This window comes from Variovorax sp. 01T439_2, assembly GCF_056398445.1.
Window position 1 is genome coordinate 1 of the sequence record NZ_JBFTPJ010000566.1, and the last position, 7,069, is coordinate 7,069.

General features: G+C 69.0%; 6 protein-coding genes and 1 pseudogene. 4 read left to right on the top strand and 3 right to left on the bottom strand.

Annotated elements, in window-relative coordinates:
- The 3 genes from AC1DOC_RS23330 to AC1DOC_RS23340 all read right to left on the bottom strand — a co-directional run.
- The coding region (locus tag AC1DOC_RS23330; RefSeq protein WP_478130577.1) for an efflux RND transporter permease subunit at nucleotides 1-556 on the bottom strand (556 nt) is incomplete at its 3' end.
- Nucleotides 553-1,746: an efflux RND transporter periplasmic adaptor subunit gene (locus tag AC1DOC_RS23335; RefSeq protein ID WP_028254239.1), complete on the bottom strand. Its 1,194-nt coding sequence runs from the start codon at nucleotides 1,744-1,746 to the stop codon at nucleotides 553-555. The genes AC1DOC_RS23335 and AC1DOC_RS23330, both read right to left, overlap by 4 nt.
- 96 nt (nucleotides 1,747-1,842) lie before the next feature.
- Complete coding sequence (locus AC1DOC_RS23340; RefSeq protein ID WP_018907297.1) at nucleotides 1,843-3,687, bottom strand: potassium transporter Kup; 1,845 nt, start codon at nucleotides 3,685-3,687, stop codon at nucleotides 1,843-1,845.
- Nucleotides 3,688-3,891: 204 nt separating this feature from the next.
- Here AC1DOC_RS23340 and AC1DOC_RS23345 point away from each other — a divergent pair.
- The 4 genes and pseudogenes from AC1DOC_RS23345 to AC1DOC_RS23360 form a co-directional block, all read left to right on the top strand.
- Nucleotides 3,892-4,687: pseudogene (locus AC1DOC_RS23345) on the top strand (squalene/phytoene synthase family protein).
- Entirely contained in the window at nucleotides 4,684-5,523 is an 840-nt protein-coding gene (gene hpnD, locus AC1DOC_RS23350; RefSeq protein ID WP_018907299.1) for a presqualene diphosphate synthase HpnD, read from the top strand. Before AC1DOC_RS23345 ends, hpnD begins: the two are co-directional and overlap by 4 nt.
- Nucleotides 5,520-6,779: a hydroxysqualene dehydroxylase HpnE gene (hpnE, locus tag AC1DOC_RS23355; protein WP_062361465.1), complete on the top strand. Its 1,260-nt coding sequence runs from the start codon at nucleotides 5,520-5,522 to the stop codon at nucleotides 6,777-6,779. The genes hpnD and hpnE overlap by 4 nt, the downstream gene beginning before the upstream one ends.
- The coding region (locus AC1DOC_RS23360) for a hypothetical protein (RefSeq protein ID WP_478130578.1) at nucleotides 6,776-7,069 on the top strand (294 nt) is incomplete at its 3' end. The genes hpnE and AC1DOC_RS23360, both read left to right, overlap by 4 nt.

A 7,069-nucleotide genomic window follows, 5' to 3' on the forward strand; every position in this document is an offset into this window, starting at 1 on the left:
CAGCAGCTGCTGGCGCCAGCAGCTGCTGGCGCACCTCGTCGGCCAAGGTCTTGAGCTCGGCCTGGCTGAAGCCTTCGCTCTCCAGCGCGTAGATCACGCCATAGACGTCGCCGAAATCGTCATTGAAGAACGGCCCCTGCACGCCCGGCGGCAGCGTGTTGCGCATGTCGCCGACCTTCTTGCGCACCGTGTACCAGACGTTGGCCACGTCGGCGGCCTTGGACGAGTCCTTGATCTGGAAAATGATCTGCGACTCGCCCGGCTTCGAGTAGCTGCGGATCTTGTCGGCGTACGGTGCCTCCTGCAGCGTGCGCTCGAGCTTGTCGGTGACCTGCTCGGCCACCTGCTGGGCAGTGGCGCCGGGCCAGAAGGTGCGAACCACCATGGCACGGAAGGTGAACGGCGGGTCTTCGTCCTGGCCGAGCTGGAAGTACGCGAAGGCGCCCAGCACCATCAGCACCACCATCAGGTAGCGCGTGAGGGGCGCGTGGTCCAGCGCCCATTTGGAAAGATTGAAGCCGGCGGGCTTGGCGGTGGTAGCTGCGCCTTCCGTCATTTGGAAGCACCTGCAGCGATCTCCTTCTTCGAGGCCGCCACGGCCTCGACCGGCTGCGCCGATTCCTTCGCGTTGGCGGCTGCCGCGGCAGCCTCCTTCGACTGGTAGATGGTGACCTTCTGCCCCGGCGAGAGCACATGCACGCCCGCGGCCACGACCATCATGCCGGGCGCGAGGCCAGCGCCGATCACGGCCTCGTTGCCGTCGGCCGTGGCCACCTGCACCGGTTGCGAGCGCACCGTCATGGTCGACTTGTCGAGCACCCAGACCGCCGTGCCCTTGCCTTCCTGGCGCAAGGCACTGGTCGGCAGCTTCATGACCGCGCCGCCGGTGCGTGCCAGCGCCTGCGGGCGGGCATACACGGTGGCGCCGAGCGCCGGCGAGGTGGCGGCATCGATCGCCACCTTGACCGCGTAGGTGCGCGTGACTGCGTCGGCGCTGGCCGCCACTTCGCGCACCTCGCCCTGCAGCTCGCTGCCGCCCGACCAGCCGCGCACCATGACCGGCGATCCGGGCTTGATGAGCGCGGCGCGGTCTTCGGGCACCGCAAACACCACGTCGCGCGCGCCGTCCTGCGCAATGCGCACGACCGGCGTGCCCGCCTGCACCACCTGCCCGGGCTCGGCCTCGATGGCGGTGATGATGCCGGCCACGTCGGCCACCAGCGTGGTGTAGCTGGCCTGGTTGCCCTGCGACGAAAGCTGGGCCTGCGCCTGCTCGAGTTGCGCCTGCGCGGCCTTCCAGGTGGATTCGCGGCGCTCCAGCTCGGCGCCGCTGATGAAGTTCTGCGCGCGCAGTTCGGTATAGCGCTTGAGATCGGCCGCTGCGAGATCGCGGTTGGTCTGGGCTGCCGCCAGCTGCGCGCGCGCCGCTTCAGCGGCCAGCCGGTAGTCCTGCGGATCGAGCTGGGCCAGCACCTGGCCGGCCTGCACATGCTGGCCGAGCTCGGCTTGTCGTTTGGTGATCTTGCCCGCCACGCGGAAGCCCAGCCGCGATTCGACGCGCGCCCGGACCTCGGCCGAGAACTCGGGCTGGGCCTCGAAATCGCTGGTGCCCACGGTCACCAGCTTGACGGCGCGCACGGGTTCCTCGGCCGGCTTCGACTGCGAACAGCCGGCCAGGAACAAGGCGGGGAGCAGCAGCCAGGCGGCACTGCGGGCAAGAGGAGAAAAGCCGGAGGAGGCAGTCATGAGACACCCTAGAAAGGTCGAACCCGGTCATTACTGACCCACTGGTTAGTAATTTAGGGTAAACCTCAGGGACTGTCAATCGAGATTCGGGGGTTGTCAGGTCCTCTGGCCCATTTCGACCAGCCGGTTGTCCGGCAGCTCGAAATAGTCGGACGCCCGGCCCGCATTGCGCTGCAGCCAGCCGAAGAGCGCGCGGCGCACGGGGTTCATGCCGGGGAGGTGCTCCTCCCCCACCGAGGCGCGCGAGACGAAGTAGGAGGTGGTCATCGAATCGATGGCCAGCGTCTTCTGGTAGGCCAGGATGCGGATGAACTCGGGCACGTCGGGCCGTTCCATGAAGCCGTGGCGCGCGGTGACCACCCAGATGCCGTCCGTCAGCTGCTCGGCCTCGATGCGCTGGCGCGCGTCCACGCGCGGCGTGTCGCAGGCCAGCACCCGCAGCACGATCACCTGCTCGTGCAGCACCTGGTTGTGCTTGAGGTTGTGAAGCAGCGCATGGGGCACGGCGGTGGCATCGGCGTTCAGGAACACGGCCGTGCCGCGCACGCGATGCGGCATGTGGAGCGCCAGCGATTCGACGAAGGTCTTGAGCGGCATGCTCTCGGCCGCGAGGGCCTCCAGGCCCAGCCGGCGGCCCTTGGCCCAGGTGGTGAACAGCAGCATCACCGCCACCGCCACGGCCAGCGTGAGCCAGCCGCCCTCGGCGATCTTGAGGCTGTTGGCCGCCACGAAAGTCAGGTCGACGGCAGCAAAAGCCACCACCCCGACGACCACCGCCACCTTGTTCCAGCGCCAGAGGCCCCAGGCCACGACGCCCGCCAGCAGCGTGGTGGTCACCATCGTGACCGATACCGCAATGCCGTAGGCCGCCGACAGCGCCCCCGAGCTGCGAAAGCCCAGCACCAGCAGCAGCACGCCCGTCATCAGCATCCAGTTGACGACCGGCACGTAGATCTGGCCGATGGCCGAGCCCGAGGTCTGCACCACGCGCATGCGCGGCAGGTAGCCCATGCGCATCGCGTGAGCAGTCAGTGAAAACGCGCCCGAAATCACGGCCTGCGACGCAATGACGGTCGCCATCGCGGCCAGCACCACCATCGGCACGACGCCCCATGGAGGAAAGAGCCGGAAGAAGGGGTTGTCGACCGCCGCCGGCTCCGCCAGCACCAGCGCGCCCTGGCCGAAGTAGTTCAGCACCAGCCCGGGCAGCGCGATGAAGAGCCAGGCGAAGCGGATCGAGCGCGCGCCGAAGTGCCCCATGTCGGCATACAGCGCCTCGCCGCCGGTAAAGGCAAGAAACACCGCCCCCAGCACCGCCAGCGACTGCAGCCGGTGCTCGACCAGGAAAGCGACGGCCCGGCGCGGATCGAGCGCCGCCAGCACCTGCGGATGCTGCAGCACCTGCCAGCCGCCCGCAACGGCCAGCACCAGGAACCACAGCAGCATGACCGGCCCGAACACCTTGCCCACCGCGCCGGTGCCCTTGCGCTGCACCGCGAAGAGCCCGAGCAGGATCAGGATGGTGATCGGGATCACCACGCGCTGCAGCACCGGCGCCTGCACCTCCAGCCCCTCGACCGCCGACAGCACCGAGATCGCCGGCGTGATCAGGCTGTCGCCATAGAACATGGCCGCGCCGACCAGGCCGAGCCCCGCAATGACGTTCAGCACCCAGGGCCGGGTCCGCGGGCCCGCCACCGCATTGCGTGCGAGGGCCTGCAGCGCCAGGATGCCGCCCTCGCCGTCGTGGTCCGCGCGCAGCACGAACACCACGTACTTGAGCGTGACCACGAACATCAGGCCCCAGAAGATCAGCGAAAGCAGGCCCAGCACCGCATCGGGCGTGAACGCCACGCCGTGCTCGGGATTGAGCGTTTCCTTGAAGGCGTAGAGCGGAGAGGTGCCGATGTCGCCGAAAACTACCCCGAGCGCCGCGATCATCAGGCCCGGCCCCGCCGCATGTGGCGCCTCGCCTGGCGCGGGACTCGGGACGGCGGGAGCCTGCGTGGGTGCATTCATGAATGAAAAGGAAGTGAGATGTTGGCGACGCCGCGAGCATAGTCCGCGCCGCGTGTCGCGGACAATCGCGGCGTGCCTGCACCACCCCATATTGCCGCGCCGCCGGCGCATTACGAGAATTTCCCCGTGGCCTCCTGGCTGTGCCCGCCGCATCTGCGGCCGCCGATTGCAGCGATCTACCATTTCTCTTCGTGCCTACCGCGAAGAACTGGCAGCCGCCGCGCGCGGCCAGGTGGCACCCTCCTCGCGCTGGCCTCAGGTGTTCGGCCCGCTCGCCCACAGCATCGCGCAGTTCAAGCTTCCGGAACAACTGCTCGCCGACCTGCTGAGCGCCTTCATGCAGGACATCGAGAAGACCCGCGACGGCGGAACCTACGCCGACCGCGCCGAACTGCTCGACTACTGCCGCCGCTCCGCCAACCCGGTCGGCCGCCTGCTGCTGCACCTCTACGGCGTGAACGATGCACAGGCGCTGGCGCAAAGCGACGCCATCTGCAGCGCGCTGCAACTCATCAATTTCTGGCAGGACCCGAGCGTGGACCTGCCGCGCGGCCGCTTCTATCCGCCGCTGGCCGACTGTGCCCGGCGCGGCCTGACGCGCGAGAGTTTCAAGGTCTTCATGCCGCTGGCCGAAGCCCCGCCGCCGCAGGAAGCCATCAACCTGATCGCCGTCGAAAGCGCCTGGGCGCGGGAGCTGATGGCTGAGGGCGCGCCCTTGGTCCATCGCCTGCCCGGCCGCGCCGGCTGGGAGCTGCGCTTCGTCGTGCAGGGCGGCCTGCGCATTCTCGACAAGATCGAGGACCTGGGCTTCGACACCTTTTCGCAGCGCCCGAAAATCGGGAAGGCCGATGCGCCGCTGCTGGCCTGGCGCGCCCTTCGGATGCGGAGACAATTGCGGCCCATGAAAGCGCCCCTCCGATGACTCCCGAGCAATACGTACAGGACAAGGCCGCCGCCTCGGGCAGCAGTTTCTATTACGCGTTTCTGTTCCTTCCCAAGCCGCGGCGCGCCGCGATCACGGCCTTCTATGCCTTCTGTCGCGAGATCGACGACGTGGTCGACGAGGTCAGCGACCCCGGCGTGGCCGCGACCAAGCTCGCCTGGTGGCGCACCGAGGTCGCGCAGTCCTTTGCGGGACCGCCGCGCCATCCCGTGATGCAGGCGCTGGTGCCGCATGCCGCCACCTACGGCATCGAGCCCGCCCAGCTCAACGAGGTGATCGACGGCTGCCAGATGGACCTCGACCAAACCCGCTACCTCGACTTTCCCGGCCTCGCGCGCTACTGCCACCTGGTGGCCGGCGTGGTGGGCGAAGTCGCGGCGCGCATCTTCGGCCAGACCGATCCGCAGACCACCGCCTATGCGCACAAGCTGGGCCTGGCGCTGCAGCTCACCAACATCATTCGCGACGTTGGCGAGGACGCGCTGCGCGGCCGCATCTACCTGCCCGTGAACGAGCTGCAGAAATTCGACGTCAAGGCGCACGAGATTCTCAACCGCGTGCATTCGGAGCGCTTCGTCGCGCTCATGAAGTTCCAGGCCGAACGCGCGCATGCGGCATACGACGAAGCCCTCGCCCTGCTGCCCGCCCCCGACCGCCGCGCGCAGAAGCCCGGTCTCATGATGGCCAGCATCTACCGCACGCTGCTGCGCGAGATCGAGCGCGACAACTTCCAGGTGCTGAACCAGCGCGTGAGCCTGACGCCGGTGCGCAAGTTCTGGCTGGCGTGGAAAGTCCAGGCATTGGGGCGCATTTGAGAACAGCCATCGTCGGCGCCGGCTGGGCCGGCCTCGCCTGCGCCGTCGAAGCCACGCGGCTCGGCCATGCCGTGACGCTGTACGAAGCAGCGCACATGGCGGGCGGGCGCGCGCGGCGGGTCGACCACATGCACGGGCTGGTGCTCGACAACGGGCAGCACATCCTGATCGGTGCCTACGCCGCAACGCTCAGGCTGATGCGCGAAGTGGGCATCGATGCCGGCCAGGCGCTGCTGCGGCTGCCTCTTTCGCTGCGCTTTGCCGATGGCGGCGGCCTGAAACTGCCGCGGCTGCCTGCACCGCTCGACCTGCTGGCCGGCATCTTCACGGCGCGCGGCTGGTCGTGGCGGGACAAGTCCACTTTGCTGCGCACCGCCGTGCAATGGCGCCTCGCCGGATTCCGCTGCGCCGCCGGCACCACCGTGGCCGCGCTCTGTGGCGGCCTCACGCCGCGCGTGATGGAGGAACTGATCGAGCCGCTGTGTGTTTCCGCGCTCAACACGCCGGTCGACCAGTCGAGTGGCGAGGTGTTCCTGCGCGTGCTGCACGATGCGCTCTTCAGCGGCAGCGGCGGCGCGGACCTGCTGCTGCCGCGCGTCGACCTGGGCGCGCTCTTTCCCGACGCGGCCCTGGCATGGCTCGCGCAGCACGACGCAACGCTGCGCATCGGCACGCGCGTGCTCGCCATCTCGCCCGAGGGCGCGGCATGGCGGGTCGACGGCGAGCGCTTCGATCAGGTCGTTCTGGCGTGCGCCCCCTGGGACGCGGCTCGGCTCGTGCGCGCGTCCGGCGTGGCCGCGCAGCGCTGGTGCGAAAGCACCGAGGCCCTGCGCTTCGAGGCCATTGCCACCATCTACGTGCGCGGCGCCACGCCGCTCGCGCAGCCGATGCTCGCGCTGCGCAGCCATCCCGCCACCGCGCCGGCGCAATTCGTGTTCGATCGCGGCCAGCTCGGCGGGCCCGAAGGCGTGCTCGCCATGGTGGTGAGCGCGAACGAAACGCCGCGCGAAACGCTGGAGCAGCAGGCGCTTGCGCAAGCCGCCGTGCAGCTCGGCCAGGCGGCGTTGCACATCGTGCAGACCGTGGTCGAAAAGCGCGCCACCTTCGCCTGCACGCCCGCGCTCGCGCGGCCGCCGATGCGCATCGCGCCGGGCCTGCAGGCCTGCGGCGACTACACCGAAGGCCCCTACCCTGCGACACTCGAAGGCGCGGTCCTGAGCGGACTGGCCGCCGCCAAGGCATCGACAACACCATGACCGAACTGCGCTACCTGGATTTCGACTACAGCGAAGACACCGAGGGCCACGGCACCTTCGATGCCATGGCCTCGACCGTGCCCACAAGAACACACGAAGTGCTGGCCGAGATCGCGCGGGTGCTGGCCTGGGCCGATGCCACTTTYCCCGATGCGCGCGGCGCGCTCGACGACGGGGCGGCCTGGGACTTCGACCTGCAGCAGACCCGCGAGGCGCCGGAGCTGGACACGGTGACCTTCTCGCTCAGCGGCACGCCAGATTTCTGCGCCGCGCTGCGCGCGCACTTCGGC